The sequence below is a fragment of the Paenibacillus graminis genome (genome assembly GCF_000758705.1).
Classification (GTDB): Bacteria; Bacillota; Bacilli; order Paenibacillales; family Paenibacillaceae; genus Paenibacillus_AQ; species Paenibacillus_AQ graminis.
Genome location: NZ_CP009287.1, coordinates 6,602,859 through 6,623,400, shown reverse-complemented (window position 1 = coordinate 6,623,400; position 20,542 = coordinate 6,602,859). Strand labels below are relative to the sequence as shown.

The 20,542-nt window shown below is 46.2% G+C and carries 11 protein-coding genes; all 11 read left to right on the top strand.

Features of this window, described 5'->3' with window-relative positions; translation table 11 throughout:
• Positions 1-110: 110 nt before the first annotated feature.
• The 11 genes from PGRAT_RS28680 to PGRAT_RS28630 all read left to right on the top strand — a co-directional run bounded on the left by PGRAT_RS28680 (position 111) and on the right by PGRAT_RS28630 (position 20,148).
• The gene (locus tag PGRAT_RS28680) at positions 111-4,028 is read left to right on the top strand and encodes an S-layer homology domain-containing protein (RefSeq protein ID WP_025704044.1); all 3,918 of its coding nucleotides are present in this window, start codon (positions 111-113) and stop codon (positions 4,026-4,028) included.
• Between the two features lie 153 nt (positions 4,029-4,181).
• A complete protein-coding gene (locus PGRAT_RS28675) occupies positions 4,182-4,523 on the top strand; it encodes a hypothetical protein (protein WP_025704045.1) in 342 nt (113 codons plus the stop codon).
• 511 nt (positions 4,524-5,034) lie between these two features.
• On the top strand, positions 5,035-7,773 hold the full coding sequence (locus PGRAT_RS28670; RefSeq protein WP_025704046.1) for an S-layer homology domain-containing protein: 2,739 nt from the start codon (positions 5,035-5,037) through the stop codon (positions 7,771-7,773).
• Between the two features lie 92 nt (positions 7,774-7,865).
• On the top strand, positions 7,866-8,420 hold the full coding sequence (locus PGRAT_RS28665; RefSeq protein ID WP_025704047.1) for a hypothetical protein: 555 nt from the start codon (positions 7,866-7,868) through the stop codon (positions 8,418-8,420).
• Positions 8,421-8,596: 176 nt separating this feature from the next.
• Complete coding sequence (locus PGRAT_RS28660) at positions 8,597-8,866, top strand: alpha/beta-type small acid-soluble spore protein (RefSeq protein WP_025704048.1); 270 nt, start codon at positions 8,597-8,599, stop codon at positions 8,864-8,866.
• Positions 8,867-9,124: 258 nt separating this feature from the next.
• On the top strand, positions 9,125-10,327 hold the full coding sequence (metK, locus tag PGRAT_RS28655) for a methionine adenosyltransferase (protein ID WP_025704049.1): 1,203 nt from the start codon (positions 9,125-9,127) through the stop codon (positions 10,325-10,327).
• A gap of 229 nt (positions 10,328-10,556) precedes the next feature.
• Entirely contained in the window at positions 10,557-14,582 is a 4,026-nt protein-coding gene (locus tag PGRAT_RS28650) for an Ig-like domain-containing protein (RefSeq protein WP_042267555.1), read from the top strand.
• A 216-nt stretch (positions 14,583-14,798) separates the two neighbouring features.
• On the top strand, positions 14,799-17,528 hold the full coding sequence (locus PGRAT_RS28645) for a stalk domain-containing protein (RefSeq protein WP_081758584.1): 2,730 nt from the start codon (positions 14,799-14,801) through the stop codon (positions 17,526-17,528).
• A gap of 58 nt (positions 17,529-17,586) precedes the next feature.
• The gene (locus PGRAT_RS28640) at positions 17,587-18,744 is read left to right on the top strand and encodes a sensor histidine kinase (protein ID WP_025703624.1); all 1,158 of its coding nucleotides are present in this window, start codon (positions 17,587-17,589) and stop codon (positions 18,742-18,744) included.
• 4 nt (positions 18,745-18,748) lie between these two features.
• Complete coding sequence (locus PGRAT_RS28635; protein WP_025703625.1) at positions 18,749-19,471, top strand: response regulator; 723 nt, start codon at positions 18,749-18,751, stop codon at positions 19,469-19,471.
• Between the two features lie 233 nt (positions 19,472-19,704).
• Positions 19,705-20,148 carry a hypothetical protein gene (locus PGRAT_RS28630; protein WP_025703626.1) on the top strand — a complete coding sequence of 148 codons (444 nt, stop codon included), beginning with the start codon at positions 19,705-19,707 and terminating at the stop codon, positions 20,146-20,148.
• Positions 20,149-20,542: the final 394 nt, after the last annotated feature.

Here is a 20,542-nt window from a genome sequence, read left to right as displayed (position 1 = left end):
CTACAAAAGGGTGAGCTTTTTTGTGATATTCCTAAAAAATCCCCTCTCTTTGACCGATAAAGAACAAAGTGAGGAATAATGAGAACATAACTCAAAGGAGAGATATACACATGTTACGCTTTAAGAGACCATTCGTTTGGCTGCTGCTGGCGGCTCTAATCGTTTCCATGTTCCCAGGCAAATACACGCCGCAGGCCGCGGCGGCAACCGCGTCTACGACCTATTTCAGTCCGGATGATCTCACGCTGCGGAATACGGCGGCACTTCAAATGGATGTCAAGGATTCTATTACAAGAAGTACCGTGTATAAGACAAGTGCTCCCAACTTTTCCATTTCAGGTACTTACGCACAGGTAACAGCCTCTACAATGAAGGTTACTGTACAACAGATGACGCAGAGTGGAGACAAATGGGTGACAGATGATACACATTCCACTACGGGTGCAGTAACTACCGACACTACTAACCCGGATAACCGGTTTGTTGCGAGCGGACTTACCTTGTTCACAGGATTTAATAAAATCACCTTCTCAGGGATGCAGGGGACATTGCAGCGCTCTGAATCGTTTTATGTTCTGTATGATAAGGTTCCATATGTCACTTCGCTGCAAGTGCTTGGAGGAGGCCCTGCTGCCATTAACTTAAATGAAGGTACAAAGGTTGTTGTACCGAATCAGCAGATTACCCTCCAGGGTAAAGTGACGAATGCTACTAAAGTCAGCGTATCGCTCAACGGTGGTTCCGCGATGCAGACCTCTCTCCTTGAGGACGGCACCTTTTTTACGCCGGCATTAACATTGAAGTCCGGAGAGAACACGCTGGACATCGTTGTGCAGAATGCAGCGGACTCTATATCAATCAAACGCTCGGTTTATTATTTTGACACCAACAAGCCTTTTACCGATCTGAAAATTGTTCACGGTAATAAAGCGTACAATATACTTGATAATGTCCCTACGCTTACTGCAACAGACACCACTGCTACTATTATGGGGCAAGTGCTTTTGCCATATAATGCTAGTACCAAGTCCTTCAATGATGACCATGAAGTGAAGATTAACGATACAGTGGTTTCAGTGAATGTGCTTCAGTCTTATGATGTTGCAGCTGATGGTACCGTCTCTGAGGTTCCGGGTACTACACCACAGAATGAGACTGTAATTCCGGCTCCGGATGGCGTAACCCCTCAATACCGGCTGATTGCCTTCAAGACAACGGCACCATTCACACTCACAGCAGGATCGTCCAGCGTAACCGTCGGAATTAAATACGGAACGTATAGTACGTCTGTAAAAGAAAACTACAAATTTTTATCAGGTGAAAATGTTATAACCGAAATGTACTATTTGTCTGGATATAATGGTGAAGCAATTGCTAGTACCGGACTTTCCAAGCTGGCTTTGAACGGTGCTCAGGTTGAGAAATCAGATTTCTACATTCTGGTTAAGTCGAGTGCTAAACCTGATGCTGCTAAGGCTTTACTGGCTTCCTATCTCCCTTTGGGCGCTTCGCTTACGTTGGAGAAACAGACCAATGTTACAGGACTGTCAGATAATGAGGTCATATATAAGGTAGTTGGATTCTCCAATGGACAACAGAAAGTGAAATTTCAATATTCAGGATCGCAATCCTTCTATAATGCAGACATTTCCTATGTATCCAAGAATTACATTTACGTTGCCAACTTAAATGATGGTCAGACTTATACGTTTAGCTCGGCTAATAGTTCTAATATTTTGAAAGTCTCAGGTGAATATATCGGATTTGAGAACATCAGCAACGCACAATTTTTTGTCAACGGTATTTCAAACGATAAGCTGAAATCGACAGAGGTTAGCAATCTTGATTTTAATCCGATGAATAAATCGACTTTCTCCTTTGATTTAACCATATCAGCTTCAGGGCCACTGGTATACGGAGAAAACAAACTTGTATTCACCGGGACCTCCATGGACAATGCAAGCAACAAAAGAGAAATACGTAAAGAACTGAAATTCTATATTGTAGATACCAATGTCTCCAACCTGTCGCAATTTCATCCCAAGCTATCCAAAGGCAGAGCAGCGTTCTCGCATACAGACATTAAGGCTTACACCGACAAAGAGCTTAACGATATCCTTGGATTAACTGCGGAATTCACGTTCAAGGACGACAAGTTTTTTACAAGCCAGACCAGCTATGACTTGGTTCTTAGAGGCGGAGCTGCAAACAAGCTTAATCTATATCAGGGATCAGATCTGTTTCTTTCATTAGATAACGCAGTACTGGGTGATACTTCAATCCAAAAGGTATCACAAAATTTTGTGTATAAAGGAAAGACTTACTACTATGATTTTGTAGGCAGCAGCAAAGACTTTATCCTGCGGATTTTGGATATTCCCGCTGAAACTGCAGGCAGTATTGTATATAATCTGGAGCTGATTAATGAAACTGGCGCACGCACGAATCAGCGCATGGAAGTAGTACGTGAAGTTTCTCCATACCGGATCTTATCTCCAGTTGCCACTGTAGGAAAACAAATCGTTGTTAATAAGAATTTTGTCCGTTTTGATATTGAGGCTGAAGGTGCTACTAAAGTTGTAATCAACAAGTTTGAAGCAGTGAAACGCACTGACCTGCCGAACCGGTTCACGTTAGATTATGTGGGATTAAAACCAGACAAAGCTACTTCAATCAAAATTCAAATCGTACGGGCTAATTCAACCTTAAATGATACTATTACTGTTTACTATGCAAGTGCTGTTCAGGTGGACACGCAATTTATGGCTGAGAAAGTTGCTGCTAAATATAGTGTGTTTAACAAAGGGCTTGAGCTCACGTTCCCAAAAGGAACATTAATGAAGGGCTTTACCACCTCTGGAGCTGCGAAGTACTATCCTGACACCAAGCTGCTGTTCGGTATCGCAGATCCTGTAGATGGTGTTGTTGAACGTAAAAATGATTATGGCAACACTATTAATGTGGATGCTGATGCCCGTACTCCTGGTGGCCTCGGTACATTGTTGATTCCCTCTGACTTAGTGTTGCGGTTTAACTCAACAGTAGAAACCAATAATTTCTCCCGGGTTTCAGATATTTATTGGCTGAGCGGCGGACTTGGTGAAAAAGGAACCCAAGGCAATGCTCTATATAAACCAGCCACTAATGGTATTGCTCCATACTCCATAGAAGGAAACTTCACACAAATTGAAGCCGAACGAAAAATTGTTCCTTCTCAGCGGGGAAAACTCACATTAACCTTCAATTCAAGCATTGTGGATGAAGTGGGGTCGACAATCACCGTGTTCCGGTATACCGACTCAGGACAGTGGGAGAACATTGGCGGTGAAGTGGATACTAAGAAACATACAATCACAGTGCCTTTTGACCAGTTTGGGTATTATACAGTAATGAAGCTGCGTCGTGGATACACAGATATCACTAACCATCCATGGGCAAGAAACATTCTTAACGGACTGTACTCCAAAGGGATTATGGAAAATCTGAGATTCGACCAATTTGGTGCTGATGATACAACGACACGCGGTGAATTTGCCACATTGCTGGTAAAAGGGCTGGATATTCCTCTGAACTATAATAATAATCAGCAGACTTTCTTTGATATCGTGCCTGAGGCGGTGTCAACGACATGGGATTTCAAACATATCGAGACTGCGGCTAGAGCAGGGATTGTCACCGGCCTAAGTGATGGGTTCTTCGGCCCGGATCAGCCACTGACAAGAGAGCAGGCTGCTGTCATGATTGCCAGAGCTTTGAAGCTGAAAATGGCTACTAACGATGCCAAACTGCTAGCCACCCTCACCAAGTCATTTGTGGATACGGGAAGTATGGATTTTTATTCGAAACCAGCGATTGATGCGGTATCCAAAGCCAAAATCATGGAAGGTAGCGCCGTAACTATTACAGGTCAAACCAAGCCGGTATATAATTTTAATCCAAAGGGGAAACTGACTAGAGCGGAAGCCGGAAAGATTGCTGTAGCACTTTTGAAGAAGAGTACAAACATCTTCCCAAAAACCTTTAATTAAGCTAATCAAAAGAACAACAGGTCCGCGAATGCTGTTCGCGGACCTGTTGTTTGTAATTAATTTACAAAGTCATCGACATAAACTTTGTAATCTGCACCATTTTACGTTACAATAACTTAGAAAATAATATTTTCTGAAAGGTGAAAGCCATCGATGAAACCGATTTTATCAAAAGCACAGCTGGATTACATGAAAGCAAAGAATTCGTTTGAGAATAGAGCAAAGGTAATGGAAAAGGAGATCGCTGCAAAACGGGCACTTCAGGAGATCACGCAGGAGGTTATGGAAGAGCTTGTACAGACTACCGGGTTCCATGATGCATACAATGATCTTGTAACTGCAGAGAATGCTTTAATTGAATGGTCGCATACCACGATCAAACATGAGAAGACCTACCGGGAGAACCGTGGTGCAATAGATGCTATGTACGAGAATGTCAATTCAAGTCCTGAGAAACGCCAGGAGCTGATACAACTATCCATGAAGATACGTTAGACTTTAGATAAAAGCGCCGGAAACGGCGCTTTTTGTTTTGTCCATAAGAACTATTAGATGAACTGGTTTGAAAATGGATGATTATGTTTATTTACTTAACAAATATTGCTTAATGACGTTTGGAAAGTCTGTATGCTATACTGGTTCCCGTAGCGACCCATCATTAACAATAGTTAGTAGAACATACATATTGTCTCTTCTAATTGGGACAGGGCCAGCCGTAAAAGGATTTTAAATTTTTTTTTTGAACAAAGCGCAACTTTCTAGAAACTCTTGCGTTTAAGATGTAGAGTCACTTACACAAGGCATTGTTAATCATCATAATATTGAATAACACCGCCAAATGGAAAAATTAGCTTTACGTGACTTGAGGCACATTGTATAATACTTAGGTAGAATTAGGAATCTAGTATTACTATGCCTTGAAGCTGGTTACAAGTTTCTGTGATACCCGTCACAGACATTATTTATACTTAATATGCTCAACTCGGGAAAGGGGGTGCATCGGCTAATGAGTGACATGAGCTACCCAACTAAAGAAGAATCTCAGTTCATGAACGTCCAAGGAGGAGAAAAAAAGGTTATGAAGAAAATTTTATCCGTAGCATTATCTACAGCAATGGCATTCTCGATGTTTGCCTCTGTAGCGTTTGGTGAAACTGCAACAACTCCACAAGCAAAATTTGATGCTTTGGCAGCAAAAGGTATCCTTAACGGCTACCCAGACGGTCAAGCACATCTTGAAAAAGATCTGACTCGCGCTGAATTCGCTAAGATCGTTACTAAATTGTTTGGTCTTACTGAAGTAACTGGCAAATTGTCTTACAAAGACAAAGGTTACACAGCGAAGAACTGGGCAGTGCCTTACATCGAAGCTGTAACTGCAGCTGGTTATATGCAAGGTCAGGATACTGTTAAAGGTCTCTTCAACTACAACGGTAAAGTAACGGTTCAAGAAGTAGCGGCTGTATTGTTCCGCGCTCTGAAGCTGGAACAACCTGCTACAACTGATAACTCCGCATCCGCATGGGCTAAAGGCTATGCTCAAGCAGTTATCAACGCTGGTCTGGTTGCACAAACCACCAACTTCAAAGGTAACGCTACTCGCTCTTTGGTAGTAGAAACTGCTTATGCAGTTGACCAAAAGACTGTAGCTCCTACATTGACTGTAACTTCTGCAGAAGCAGTAAGCCCAACCAAAGTAGTTGTGACATTCTCTGATAAAACAACTGCAAACGTTGATCTGACAACTGCTCTGGTAGCAGGCGTTGAAACTACAATCAACTTCAAGCACCTTGAAAAAGACTACACTGCAAAAGTAACACTGCAAGCGCCTAAGGTTGTTTCCGTAACAGCTCCAAACGCTAAGCAAGTTGTAGTTAAATTCAACCGCGCTATCGACCCTGAAACTTTGGTTGAAACTAACACCCTGATCGAAGGCGTAGTTAAAGTAACTGAAGTTGGCAAAACAGTTGATGTAGCTAAAGACGCTAAGGTTGTTATCAGCGATGACGCTACTCAAGCTACAATTTCCCTGGATGGAAATACTTTCCTGAAAGGTAACTACACAGTAGTAATCAACGACACAATCAGAACAACTGCTGGTGAAGCAATCCCTGCTTTCACTCAACTGCTTCCTGTTGCTGATACTGTTGCACCAACAGTAGTTTCTGTATCTGCTGTTGCAAAAACAACTACAAATAAAGTATACGTTAAGCTGAGCGAGCCAGTTAAAACAGCTGGATTGATTGCATACGTGAACGGTGCAGCTGCAAGTGTAACTCGCGACACTTACCAGCCATTGGATGAAGTGACACTGACTGCTGGCACGCTGAACAGCGGAACGTCTTATGATGTGTCCTTGACTAACCTCTCGGATTACGCTGGTAACCTGGCTACACCAAACCCAGTTAAAACAACTGTAACAGTAACTTCTGATGTTCAAGCACCGGTTGTTACAAAAGTTACTGCAATTGGTGACAAGGCTGTTGAAGTTGTATTCAACAAAGCAGTGGATTACAATTCACTGGTGGGTAATGTTCGTTTGCTGGATGCCAACGGAGTGAGCATCGGGGTATTCAAAATCAACACTACAAGCGACACTAAAACGTTCAAACTGGATAGCCCACTTGGATCGTTGCCATCCACTGGTACTTTCACAGGTAGCATCGTATTCGGTGCAACTGTTCGTGATACCGTTGGCAACAACCTGGGTACTGCAGTGACTCAACCTATTACCTTCACTAAAGACACTGTGGCTCCAACCGTAACAAGTATCACTTACAAGAGCGGCAGCGGACTGGTTGTCAAGTTCTCCGAAGAAGTGAACCCTGTAGCTGGTGTGTCTGGCCTTACATTGATTAAAGATTCCACAGGTGTTGGTACTTCGCTCAACTCTAACCCAGTTGTAAGATCCAAAGATGGTAAATCTTTGACTTATGCTACACCGGCTGGTGTTGTGGGTGCACACACTCTGCGTCTGCCAGAAGGTCTGGTAACTGATGCAAGCTTTGCCAAGAATAAGCTGGTTGCAACAACTGTTGCGATTACAGGAAGCACTACTTCTTCCGATTCCGACAGACCTAAAGTTACCAGCATCGTATACGGTCCAAATGATTCTACTGAGTATATCATTGAAGTAACTGTAAGTGACAATTCAGGAGTAAGTATTGCTTCCCTGACTGATCGCAACAGCTACACAATGGACAGCAAAGCGTTGCCTACAACTGCTTACGTTACACTTAAAGCAGCTGCTGACAATGCTACTACAAGAGTTGCACAAATCCGGATTCCGAAGTCTTCAATCAGTGAAACTAAGGACTACAAGTTCTTGGCTAATGGTGTGGCCGATACTGCTGGTAATGGAGTTGAAGCTCACAATGAAGTAGCCATCAAACTGTTTGACACTGTAGCTCCTAAGCTCACCTCTGCTGCTGTATCGTCTACTGACTCGGCAGTTCTGATTGTAACCTTCTCTGAGAATGTTAAAAATATTACAGCAGATGATTTGCTGTTCAGCATTAACAATACCCCAATCAAACCTATGACCTTTGATAAGGTTGGTAATAGCACCGATAAATGGTATGTTACATTCAATAAGAAGGACATTGATGCTACTGCATCTTCCGGTGCTCAAGACCTTAACGCTAACAACATTAACGTAATTACAGTTAAGGTTAAAGACACTGCAGACTTCACTGACATCGAGAATAACAAAGTTACTACTGGTACTGAAGTATCCGGTAAATAATACTGTTCCTCGTGTATTACCGAAGCAAAGAATAGCCTCTTCGGAGGCTATTCTTTTTTTTAATCATTTTCCATCCCTGAAGGAGGAAAGCAATGAAATCAGCAATGAAAGTAACGATGGCAGTGGTCTTGTTGGGTGGAGCAGTATGGGCGGGATCACTGATGAATCTTACAGCTGAAGGTGCAAGTGTAGGGAATCAGCCAGGTACAGCAGATGATCCGGTTGTCACCAAGAGTTATGTAGATCAACAGATTCAGAAAGCATTAGGGGGCGGAACAGCTGCAACGAGCCCTCCAGTAGCCACTGCTACCGCATCCCCGGCACCAACGGCCACTTCATCATCAAGTCCGCAGACATCTGCTCCTGCCAACAGTAACGAAGCTGTGATTGTAGATGTCAAACCAGGACAGACTTTAATGGGATCTGCCGGTGCTGAATTTATTGTACGTGCAGGCAAAGCCGTGATTTTTTCGGAGGCGGCTAATGGTGTAGCTGATTTGACTGATGGCAAGGATCTGGCCAATGGACAAGCTGCTCCCATGAATCATCTATTATCTTTTCCTCGCGATGGGCGGGGGATCAATGTACAAGATGGTCAGAAGTTAGGACTTGTCGTACTGGTTCGTGGTGGATATACATTAAAATAATCGTTTATCATATGATCCGACATGACCTGCTTCTATAATAATGTTGCCTGTTTAAGCAAAAATCATACCTGAGCGGCACTCATTACCACTGTTAACAAAGATTGATACGACTGAATGCAGCAACCCCGGCACACAATACTCCTGTATTCTTAAAATCTTCAGGAGGTGCAATAGACATGGCACGTAATAATCGCACTGTGGTACCGGAAAGCCGGGCAATGCTGAAACAAATGCAGTACGAGATTGCTTCTGAGTTTGGTTTATATGGTGCTTCTTATGGCGGAGGGGCTGATACTGAATTTGCTTCTGAGTTTGGGGTAACAGGCAGCTCGATGGGGTATGGTTCTCCGTATCTGGGACATCTCACTTCCCGGGACAATGGATCTGTTGGAGGGGAAATTACCAAGAGGCTTGTGAAGCAGGCCGAACAGTCTCTTTTTAAATAAGAATGGGTTGAATTGACACCATCCGGTAAATAAGATAATATGACTTTTGTGGAAAGCCATAAACCTTTTCCAATCGGAAAAGGTTCATTTTTTGAACTTATCTGACAATATCAACTATGATTATTGAGTCTGGGGAATGGATTAATTCTAGTTGGAAGCGGATCTGCTAGTTCTATCATTACAAAATTCATCTGTTCTGGCAGCCGTTGAAGCATCCCCTTATACAGTGTCAGACTAACAATATGGGAGGTTGTTGTATTGTCTATTAAAGGACGTCATTTGTTTACTTCAGAGTCCGTAACAGAAGGGCATCCCGATAAGATCTGCGATCAGATATCCGATGCAGTCCTTGATGCGTTTTTGGCTAATGATCCCAATGCCCGTGTAGCCTGTGAAGTAGCTGTTGCCACTGGTCTGGTGTTGGTCATAGGGGAAATCAGCACCAAGTCGGAATATGTAGATATCCCGGCAATTGTGCGCAATACACTCAAAGAGATTGGTTATACCCGCGCAAAATATGGTTTTGACTATAATACCTGTGCAGTGCTGACCTCGCTGAATGAGCAATCGGCTGATATCGCACAAGGTGTAAACGCTGCATTGGAAAATCGTGACCCTGCACAGGTTGCCGAGGAAACGGCGAATATTGGTGCGGGTGACCAAGGGCTGATGTTTGGTTTTGCGACAAATGAAACGCCTGAATTAATGCCGCTGCCTATTGCCTTGTCTCATCGTATTGCCCGCCGCCTCTCTGAGGTGCGCAAGGATGGAACGCTTAATTATTTGCGTCCGGACGGCAAAACCCAGGTCACTATTGAATATGATAATGAAAGACCGGTGCGCGTGGATACGATAGTTGTCTCTACCCAGCATGCCGAAGAAATCTCACTTGAACAAATTCAGGCGGACATTAAGGAATATGTAATTTTGCCGGTGGTACCTTCTGAGCTGCTTGACGAGAACACTAAATATTTCATTAACCCTACTGGCCGTTTCGTCATTGGCGGTCCGCAAGGAGACGCCGGTCTAACCGGGCGCAAAATCATTGTCGATACCTATGGCGGGTATGCCCGTCACGGAGGCGGAGCTTTTTCAGGTAAAGATCCAACCAAAGTCGACCGTTCCGCCGCTTATGCAGCGCGTTATGTGGCTAAGAATCTAGTGGCTGCCGGGCTTGCTGACAAATGCGAGATTCAATTGGCGTATGCGATTGGTGTAGCTAACCCTGTCTCGATTAATGTAGATACATACGGAACAGGCAAAATTAGTGAAGAAAAGCTGGCTGAGCTGATCAGCAGCAATTTTGATCTACGTCCAGCCGGTATTATCTCAATGCTGGATCTGCGCAAACCACTCTATAGACAAACTGCAGCTTATGGTCATTTTGGACGGACGGATGTTGATCTTCCTTGGGAGCGCGTGGATAAAGCTGAAATGCTGAGGGGCCAGGCCGGATTATAAGCTATTGTAGGTTTTATAAGAATTTCTTCCTTATTATATGCAGGCCCGCAGGACAGCGCTTCGATCATTGGAGCCAGCTGCTGCGGGTTTTTTTGTGTGCCCGAAAATTCAGTGATTCCTATTTACCTTGTTTCGCCTGGGACGCCTTCTAAACTTTGGAAGCCTTTTAACCGAAATATAAGAATATATGTAAAAACGAAAGTTTGGCTTGAGAGGAGTCTATCACCACATGAAAAGAAAAATTACCATATGGGCAGCACTCATTCTGGCAGGAGATTTGCTATTGGGGACTGTCTCCCCAACACTTGGACTTGGAACACCGGCAGTCTATGCTGCGGGTGAATTTGGAATGTCAGCAACTTCGCCGGCCGCAGGAGAGAAAAATATCAGCCTAGGTTCCTCGATCAAATTGAGCTTTGACCGTGTGGTAAATCCCCAGAACGGGGATATCACGATAACTCAGGCTGGGAATCCCTTTGTCACTGTATCTGTTGGCACTTTGGGTCTAGTCGGCAGCTCCAATTACTATGAAATCAGATGGGGGGCTGACAAGCCGTTAGAGCCTAACAAGAGCTATACCGTATCGCTCCCTAAAGGATTGTTCAAAGACGGATCAGGAGCTGAGTCATCCGCGGTATCCTGGGAATTTACCACTTCTCCGGAAGCAAGTCAGGGAGTATCGATAACGGAGTTTTCGCCGGTGAACAACTCGCGGGTAGATTCGGCAACACTAAATCAGCTGAGCTTCAAACTGGATAAAAAACTGCAAAAAGGCGGAGGGTCTGCCAAGCTTATCTCTTCAGCAGATAACACGCTTGTTCAGGAGTTCAAATTCAAGGATGGAGAACCTAATGTTAATGTGCAGACGGATGGGACTACCACTGCTGTAAGTATGACATTGGCCAGTAAGCTAACCCCAGGGAGTACATATTATGTGTTGATTGATAACTATGCGCTAAAAGATGATGAGAACCGGACATTCTCCGGGGTCTCCAGCGGCAGCATATGGAGCTTCACAGCCAAAAGCACTGGAGCAGGCGCCAACGTTTCTCCTGCCGGGGGTTCTACTGGAGTAAATCCTACTAGTGATCTTCTGCTAGGTTTTGACCGTCCGATGATGCCGAATGCGGGAGTGATCTCGCTTGCACCGGTTAACAGTTCGGGGGGGCCAAGATATTTTAACGTCAACTCTACAGCGGTTACCGGAGGCGGTACGCCGACAATTACAATAGACGCGGCCTCAGAAGCAAATCCTCTGCTGGAAAAAACTATGTATACCGTTACTGTGCCGCAGGGAGCTTTTCATGATCAGGATGGAAATTTATTTCCGGCTTCAGGTCCGCTTACATGGAGTTATACCACAAGTGAAGTCAAGGGGTTTGGCATCGAGGCCCTTTCTCCGGCAGACCGCAGCGAATCGGTAAGTCTAAATCCGGCGATCAAAATTACCTTTAACCGGAATGTTGTTCTTAATAATAAGGTAGCCGGTCCGGTAATCCTATATAAAGGGGATGGAACAAAGCTGGAATCCACCCTCTCAGCGGGCGCCTCAGCCAAAGAGTTCATTGTAACTCCCGCTGCAGCATTTGACAATAATACGACGTACTACTTGGATATTGCGAATGGCGCTTTTGTGGATGCCAACAACAGCCAAGTGATCTACAGTGGACTAAGCGGCAAAAATGCCTGGAGCTTTCAGACCTATTCTCTGGACAAGACTGCTCCCGTGCTTAAGTCGGCCCAAGTAGAGAATAACCGCACGATCCGTCTGAAATATGACGAGGCGCTGAAAACAGAGGCAGCGCTGCTGCCATCCAGCTTTGCAGTTACCGTTAATGATGAGAAGCGCGCTATTGACGGTATTTCCATTCAAGGAGATAGTATCTATATCACGTTAAATACAGGGGTCACTGTAGGCCAGGTTATCAAGGTCAGTTATTCAGGCGGGCTGCGCCCCATTCAGGATTTGAGCGGTAATAATGCCAGTACCTTTTCACAGTATCAGGTAGTGAACGGAGTCCAGTCTGCGCTGACTACTATAAAAGACGGGACTCTTACCGGAAAAACTGTTTTGCTGAATTTTAATGATGCTCTGCAAGCAGTCAATCCCAATGCCTACAGCCAGTTCAACGTTTATGCAGATGGTTATTCGCTTGGGGTAAACGCTATATCATCCAGTGGCGCAAAGATAAATTTAAGTTTAGATAACGCTGCAACGAACACCCAGGTTATCCGGGTGTCCTATACTGCGGGCTCTTATCCCGTAGTGGATACGAACGGACAAAATGTAGCAAATTTTAGTGATTTTTATATCCGCAACAGTGCTGATAATGTGCCTCCGGGATTTCAGAATGCGGCAGGTTCCGGCAACAAAATCATACTGACGTATAACGAGGGGTTATCCTCAAGCAGTCTCCCAATGATCAGCCAGTTTTCCGTTCTGGTAGGCAGTAAACCTAACTACGTTACGGCAGTAGCCGCTGGCGGCAATCAAGTTACCTTGACGCTCCAGAGTGCGCTGGCGGTTAATCAGCCGACTACAGTTTCATATGTACCGGGGACTTCAGGGATCATCGATCTTAACGGTAACCGCGCTCCCTATTTGAATCAGCAGCCCGTAAACATTTCGGGAACCACAGTTTCAGATATTAGTTCAGCAACAATAACGGGCGACGAACTGCTAGTAACATTCAGCAAAACCATGCAAGCCTCATCAGCGCTGAACGCCAACCAATTCGGGGTCAGATTTGACGGCAGCACTATTGGTATACAATCCTACTATATCTCTGGCAATTCGCTTAAATTGATGTTATCCAGTGTCGTGAAGAGCGGTCAAACGGTTGATTTGTCCTACATGTCTGGTTCAGGGACGATCTCGGATCAAAGCGGGAATCTCTTAACTCCCTTTACCGCGCTCTCGGTACAGAATCAGACGGGGGTGGCAGGAAATTCCTCGACAGCTGGCCGTCCCTCATACCTGGGGACACTTGCAGCAAGTGAGTTCGGAAAAGAATATCCTTTGCTCAAAAGTGATTCCTCTACAGCAGCAGATGATCGTTCTGTATACAGCCAATCGGTAAAAAGATACAACCTGACCGCTGACCGCCTGGCTGCCAGCTATGATTATGTATACAAACAGGGTACTTCTACATTAGCATTTGAGGTGCCTTCAACCGATCAGTCAGCTTATGTGAGTGTGCCGCTCAAACCGCTGCTGGATGCAGTTAACCGTGACAGTAAGGCTACTTTCCTTTTACGTTATGGCGACCATTTGTACCGTCTCGCGCTGAATGACGTGAACATGAACAGTCTTGCCGCGACTTTGATTTCAGACAGCAAAAACATTTCGCTTGTACTGCGGCTGGAAAAGGTCCCTGCCGGAACCTTTACACCGTTTGAGCAGAAGCTTCAGTCGCAGGGGCTTCAGACCGTCACTGGACTTATGGATATCCGCTTGAGCGCAGTGGTGAGCAGCAATTATGCCAACACTACCGCGCTGAGCGTACCAGCAGAGTACGCAGTCCGTACGACAGCTACGCTGAATAGTGAGCAAGTTTCGGCGGCCCGGCTGGATCTTGCCTACTATGATGCCGCTTATCTCCCTACCAAGCTGAGTTCGGCTGGCAGTTATACAGTGGTTACAGCCAGTACTGTAGGCAACCAGGTCGTGGGCACATTCCTCTCGACCCGGAGCTTTACTGATATGAATAGCCATTGGAGCAAATCTATTGTGTCACAGCTTGCCGCCAAGAATATAATCGACAGCAGCTATGGCAGCACCTTCAAGCCTGAACAGAAGATTACCCGTGCAGAATTTGCGGTCATGCTAAGCCGCGGGCTGGGGCTGCTTGGCAACCGTGAGACGGCACAGCGGTTTAGAGATGTGCAGCCTTCCACCCAAACTGGCGATTATATTGGTGCGGCTGCCAAAGCGGGAGTGATTACCGGAAATACGGATGCGACATTCCGCCCCAATGATAATATCACCCGCGAGCAGCTGGCGATTATGATTATCCGGGCTATGGAGTATACCGGACATCCGATAACTCTAAATGGAACTTCTGCTACCGCATTGGCAGCATTTAAAGACCGCTCCAAGATTCAGAACCAAGCTGCTGAATTTGTTGCGAAGGCTGTGCAGCAAGGGATTATCCTGGGGATGACTACCACTGAATTCCAGCCTCAGGGGAATGCCACACGCGCCCAAGCTGCAGTTATGCTGCAGCGGATGCTTACCATGGCCGGATATTTGTAAAGAGAGTCATGTTGTACGGAGGCCCCGTGGATACGGGGCCTTTTTGCATTCCAGGAACCGTTTTAGTCAGCTGACAAATTGGACCCAGTCTAGCAATATTCGCAACTTTTCCTCTCGAAATCAGTCTATTAAAGGTATAGCAGGAAACTAGGAACGTGGTGCCTGCCTTTGAAAGACGTTTATATTTGATAATGGAGATGGGAGAGTTACGCTGAAATGAATGAAGTTTTCATGGGGAAGAAGAACGAGGAACAGCTACGGGGAATGAAAAAGCTGCCGGCTAAAAAATGGATTGCTGCCTCATTAGCCGGTGTGTTGTGGATCATGCCTGTCCTGGGCAATGAGGGGCTGCCGCAATGGGCTCAGGGATCGGCCTCTGTTGCCCAAGCAGCATCCTCCTTGAACGTAACCAAGCTGGGTGAAGAGGTCATTACCTCAGGGGCTATTATGATGAAGTATAAATTCACAACGGTCCGTTCCGGGAAAACGGCAACCGGTCTGGCAGATGTGATTCGCGTAGATCTAAACAATCCTTACGTATCCCTGGATGTAATGACCGGCAAAGGCGGCAAATTAACTACACGGCAAAGTACCGGCGGTATGGCTGCGGAGACAGGAGCGGTAGCCGCAGTAAACGGTGACTATTTCAATACAGGCGGTGAAGGTGCCCCTATCGGGGGACAGGTATCCGGCGGGGTTGTAGTATCTACACCTTCGCAGCTTAACGGAATGTACGCCTTTGCTGTGACCAAGGACCGCAAGCCCGTAATCGACCAGTATTCGTTCGAGGGGCTGCTTACTGCAGAGGACGGAGCGCAGTTTCCGCTGGCAGGCATCAATAAGGGGGCATACAGCCCCGAGGACGGCAGCTCTACGTATAGTCATGCCAATGCGGCTTACATCTATACAGATGCCTGGACTGCGCTGGAGCGTCCTAAGAACAGCTCCACTACACCTACAGAGGTGCTTGTAGAGAATGATATCATCACCCAGATTTCAGCAGATAAGGCCTTGTCCATGGCTGTTCCAAAAGGAGCCTACATCTTACGGACACACGGACTTGGGGCACAGTTTGTGAAAAACCATCTTGCTGTAGGGCAAAAGCTCAGCAGTGCGTACACCCTGAAGTCCAAATCCACGCAGCAGGAGCTTGATCCGGCCAGCCTGCAGATGATGATCGGAGGACATACCATTCTGGTGAACGATGGGAAGGCGACCTCCTTTTCCCGTTCGACTTCCAGTATCGGCGGCTTCCGCGCCCGTACAGCACTGGGTTATTCGCAGAGTGGACAGTATGTGTACGTGATTGCAGTGGAGGATAATGCCAACAGCGCAGGCATGTCGCTGACTGAACTGCAAAACTTCATGTCGAACATCGGTGTCTGGAAAGGCATGAATCTGGACGGAGGCGGCTCTACAACGATGGTAGACCGGCCGCTTGCGGAAACTTCCACCACACTTACCTTCAATACCGAATATGGCACCGAGCAGCGCAGTGTCGTCAATGGCCTGGGTGTCTATACCTCGGCTCCCAAGGGGGAAGTGAAAGGGATTAAGATTAGCGGCAGCACAGTACTGCTGATCGGGCAAAAGGCAACATACTCATTAAAAGGTTATGATACTTACTACAATCCAATTGATGTAGCATCCGGCAACCCTTCGTGGACTGCAAGTAACGGAAGCGTAACTGTAAACGGCGGGGAAGCCACCGCAGTCAAAGCCGGTACAGCGACAATAAAGGCTGCCAGCGGCGCAGCCAGTGCCTCGACGGAGGTTACGGTACTGGGTGGTGAGAATTTATCCAGCCTGACGGTGGGGACAGCTACAGCACCGCTTACCCCAGGAGCATCAGTATCGGTGCCGGTGACAGCTGTGGCAGAAAATGGAGCCTCGCTTACCGTTCCACCTGCATCCTTGAAATGGGAGCTTATCGGCTTTAAGGGCAGTGTGCAGGACGGCAAATTGACGGTCGATTCGGTAGACCCTGGAGTGACGACAGGTTATGCTATCGCCCGTTATGACGGATTCAGCACAGCAGTTGTACTATCGGCCGCTGCAGCTACCCCATGGGAGAATTTCGAAAATGTAAGCTATCCTATTGCATTTACATCCAATGTTAACAGCGTGACAGGAACAGCTGGAGTTGCGGCCGGCACTGCAGAAAGAGCTGGCTCCAAAGTGCTGTCACTCAGCTATGATATGACAGCCGGCAGCGGTAAGATGTACGCTTATGCCCAGCTTAATGGAACCAGCGGCAAAAACATTCCTGCTGCGGCAACATCCATGTCGCTTGATGTGAAGGGGGATATGAGTCTTAACTGGCTCCGGGCTGAGGTCGTTGACGGAAGCGGAGCCATATCCTATATCGATCTCGCCAAAGTAATCGACTGGAACGGCTGGAAGAGCCTCAATATTGATCTGTCAGGTTCGGGCATCAAATTCCCGGCAGCGCTGAAGCGCCTGTATGTGGTCAATGTGGAAGAAGGCCAGGATGAGCGGGCCAAGACAGGTACGGTTGCTTTTGACAATATATCTTTCGTAATGCCTTCGCTCTCCAGTGAAGCCGGACTTCCAAAGGGAACCGCTGCAATGAGTATCGGCTCCAAGTCCATAACGGTCAACGGCGCAAAGAAGGCGATCGATGTGGCTCCAATTGTCAAAGATGCAAGCACCTATGTGCCGATTAAAGTCGTTTTGGATGCCTTTGGCGGCAGTGCGGCATGGGATAAAAACACCAAGAAAATTATGGTGCTCCGTGGAGCCAAGGCACTTGACCTGACGGTTAACAAAAAGGAATTTGTATTGAATGGTAAACGCAAAACTGCTGAAGTAGCGCCTTTAATCCTACAGGGCAGGACTTTAGTACCGCTAAGACTGGTCTCGGAACAGCTGGGATTAACCGTAAAATGGGAACAGAAAACGAAGACCGTAACTATCGAATCGTGATATGGTAATATTAAAGGAAAGCCTTTAATACGATCCGATAGAAATGGGGCAAGCATCCGTGGAATTTCAAGCCGATGCGATAGATCGCGTCATTAAGAATACCATCGACGTGATGGAGAGCAGCAAGTATCAGATATTTGAAATATTGCAGGTTGCACGGGATGAGCTTGTTGCACTCACCAAAGAACTGCAGCGGGTTATGGAAGAAACGGATGAAACATTACAAAAGGTAGACAAGCTGGAGCTTCAGTACCACCGCTCCCGGATCCGGCTGACGGAGGTCAGCCGGGATTTTGTCCGCTACTCCGAGAAGGATATCCGGGTCGCTTATGAGAAAGCAACAGAACTTCAGCTAGAACTCATGATGACGAGGGAGCGGGAGGTCTATCTTCGAAGCAGGCGCGATGAACTGCAGATGCGTGTCCGCAGTGTCGAAAATTCGGTAGAGCGCGCTGAATCCATCGGTTCGCAAATGAGCGTTGTTTTGGAATATCTATCCGGAGAACTAGGACAAGTGACTAGAATTGTCGAATCTGCGAAAAACAGACAGATGATCGGACTAAAAATAATCCTGGCTCAGGAAGAGGAACGGAAGAGAATTGCCCGGGAAATTCATGACGGTCCTGCTCAAATGCTGGCGAATCTAGTCCTAAGGACGGAAATTGTAGAAAGAATGCTGGTAAAGCAGGAATTTGGGTTGGTGCAAGACGAAGTACTAGACTTGAAAGGGCAGGTAAGATACAGTCTGGAAGAAATGCGGAAGGTGATCTTTAATCTTCGCCCGATGGCGCTCGACGATTTGGGACTGATTCCGACACTTAGGAAATACGTGCATGATTACGAGGAAAAGACGAAAATCCGTACCTCCTTTGAAACGAGGGGCAAGGAGCACAGGCTGTCATCAGCCATGGAGGCAGCAGTATACCGTCTGGTGCAGGAAGCGTTGTCGAATGCGGCCAAGCATGCTTTTCCAAGTTACGTATTGGTGGAAATCACCTATCAGGCACAGCTGATCAAAATTGTCGTGAAGGATAACGGGTTGGGCTTCAATGTAAAAAAAACCAGTGAACAGGCAAACCGCGAAAGCTTTGGGCTGGTCGGCATGCGGGAACGCGTGGAACTGCTCGAAGGAAGAATGGAGATCCTGTCAGCCGAGAATCAAGGCACAACAATCGTAATTCACATTCCAACGAATGTGGAAAAAGGAAAGGAGTAATGTGATGGAAAACCAGAATACTGGCAAATCGCCCATTAAAGTTCTTTTGGCCGATGATCATCAGTTGTTTCGTGAAGGGCTTAAGCGGATTTTGAATATGGAGGAAGATATTGAGGTTATTGGAGAATGCGGTGACGGTATCCAGGTGCTTGAATTTTGCAATGAAAACAAACCGGATATCGTACTGATGGACATCAACATGCCGATTGAAAATGGTGTGGAAGCTACGCAAAAGCTGCGGGAAATGTTCCCGGATGTCAAAGTGATTATTTTATCGATTCATGATGATGAGAGCTATGTGTTTGAAACACTGCGCAAGGGGGCCAATGGATACCTGCTGAAGGATATGGAGGCGGAATCGCTGATCAATGCTATCCGTTCTGTCTGTGAAGGACATGCCTTCATTCATCCGAAGGTCACCGGGAAGCTGATTAACCAGCTGCGCCGCATGACGTATCTCAATGAGACAGGAGCTATTGCAGAAACCGCGGTTAAAGAGGCTGGCGTCAAATTTGTCGCTGGTGACAACAATCCCCTGACCCGGCGTGAAGCGGAGGTACTGCGGCTGATGGCGGAGGGCAAGAGCAACAAGATGATTGGAGAATATCTCTTTATCAGCGAAAAAACCGTCAAAAACCATGTTAGCAGCATCCTGCAAAAAATGGAGGTTGACGATCGTACGCAGGCTGTCATTAATTCGATTAAGTATGGGTGGGTAACCCTCTAATACGCCGCTGTTTTTTTGAATATTACATATAATGATTGCAGCTGCTCTGCTGCAGTCAGAGTATTGTTTGAGTTATACCTGTAAGGATGAAAAGCAACCTGGCTGTACACGTGCAGGCTGAATGTTTGGAACCGTATAGTATGGGGCGGGAAGGCAGACGCCAGTCTGCTCTGGGCAGTCACCGACCTTTTATCATCGGCATATAGTGTCGGTATAAGAGGAGGTGTATCTCCATGGTAGCCCAGTTAATATGGATTGCGGCCATCTATGTTATTGCAGTATTACTGGTTCATATTCTGCACAAGGGGGAGCAATCCCGGCAGCGCAGCCAGTCTGGCAAACGGCTTCATTACATTCTTATCACCCGTAATCATGAATATGTGGTGGAGTGGTATATCCGAGCGCTGACCTTCCATGCTTTGCTGAGCGGAAAGAGGCTTCAGGTAACCTTAATGGATGACGGGTCGAGTGATGCAACGATGGATGTAGCCTTACGGCTTGCCCTTGGTGGTTCTGCACTGGAATTTGCCCCGGCTGTACCTATCAGCTTTTTGGAATCAGACCGTAAGCTTCAGCCAGGCATCATAGTGGATTTAAGAGAATCGGGGCAAGCTGTTCCGCTGTCTTTTCTGCAAATGCCGTGGAGCAAGGGATGCAGATCAAAGCGAGGCGAATAATCATATCATATGCAGGCAATGCAAGGAACGGGTGAAGCACACTCTCCAAATTTGGGGGAGTGTGCTTTTTGTATTTTGGGAAATTGCGAAATTCTAGAAAATGTATAAATCCAAATAAAGCAGCTTAAGTAAGCTGGGGTTTTTCTGGTTGCCGTTAATCTTCAAAAATCTTGCACGTAATACAATAATGTGTGCGATAAGAAGAACCAATTGGCGAAGATTTTGTATGTTATACAACACTCTGTGTCCTGAGCACGCCAAATTAACAAAAATCTTGCGGACTGTACAACAATAAGTTGCTTGAGCACACCAAACTGATACAGTTTTTGCATATTGTACAACATATACAGTCGTGTAAGCCCCGATTCATAGCTACCCATTAGTGTGATTATTT

Coding starts and splice junctions, on each gene's coding strand:
- PGRAT_RS28680 (WP_025704044.1), top strand. CDS start 111: ATGTTACGCTTTAAGAGACCATTCGTTTGGCTGCTGCTGGCGGCTCTA.
- PGRAT_RS28675 (WP_025704045.1), top strand. CDS start 4,182: ATGAAACCGATTTTATCAAAAGCACAGCTGGATTACATGAAAGCAAAG.
- PGRAT_RS28670 (WP_025704046.1), top strand. CDS start 5,035: ATGAGTGACATGAGCTACCCAACTAAAGAAGAATCTCAGTTCATGAAC.
- PGRAT_RS28665 (WP_025704047.1), top strand. CDS start 7,866: ATGAAATCAGCAATGAAAGTAACGATGGCAGTGGTCTTGTTGGGTGGA.
- PGRAT_RS28660 (WP_025704048.1), top strand. CDS start 8,597: ATGGCACGTAATAATCGCACTGTGGTACCGGAAAGCCGGGCAATGCTG.
- PGRAT_RS28650 (WP_042267555.1), top strand. CDS start 10,557: ATGAAAAGAAAAATTACCATATGGGCAGCACTCATTCTGGCAGGAGAT.
- PGRAT_RS28645 (WP_081758584.1), top strand. CDS start 14,799: ATGAATGAAGTTTTCATGGGGAAGAAGAACGAGGAACAGCTACGGGGA.
- PGRAT_RS28635 (WP_025703625.1), top strand. CDS start 18,749: ATGGAAAACCAGAATACTGGCAAATCGCCCATTAAAGTTCTTTTGGCC.
- PGRAT_RS28630 (WP_025703626.1), top strand. CDS start 19,705: ATGGTAGCCCAGTTAATATGGATTGCGGCCATCTATGTTATTGCAGTA.